This window comes from Enterobacter cloacae complex sp. P17RS, from assembly GCF_014895885.1.
In the GTDB taxonomy this organism is placed as follows: Bacteria; Pseudomonadota; Gammaproteobacteria; order Enterobacterales; family Enterobacteriaceae; genus Enterobacter; species Enterobacter bugandensis.
Genome location: NZ_JADBQK010000050.1, coordinates 1 through 442, shown reverse-complemented (window position 1 = coordinate 442; position 442 = coordinate 1). Strand labels below are relative to the sequence as shown.

Here is a 442-nt window from a genome sequence, read left to right as displayed (position 1 = left end):
CGTGGGCTTTTATCGTCCCGGAAGTTTTGTTCTATCTGCATTCGTCGGCTGTACAGGGCCATTATCTGGTGCGGCCCCAGCCCTTCTGCATTACTGAACACCAGCCAGGGCTCCCGCGCACTACTGCGGTGTTCCCGCTGTGTTTTTGGCATGCCTCTCTTTCCGCGACGCCCTGCTTCCGGGCGCTTGTGCAGATAAAACCGGCCGTAACAGGGGATACGGGGTTTACGGGACAGGACACCGTAACCCACGCAGACCGGTTGCCCGGTAGCCTCAAGCTCACTGATTTTCATCCACTTTTTCTCTCCCTCCAGCCGGAAGCTGATACAGCCCCTGACCCTGCCGGCGAAGCTCCAGCCCAGCAGGCTCACATGCCGGAACCAGTCTGTCCGGAAGCCGGCATCCGTAAGGATGGTGACGGCTTTATCTTTCGGGATGGCAG

General features: G+C 59.0%; 1 protein-coding gene. It reads right to left on the bottom strand.

Annotated elements, in window-relative coordinates:
* On the bottom strand, window positions 1-442 hold a 442-nt coding region (locus tag IM265_RS21885; RefSeq protein ID WP_193056030.1), incomplete at both ends, for a transposase.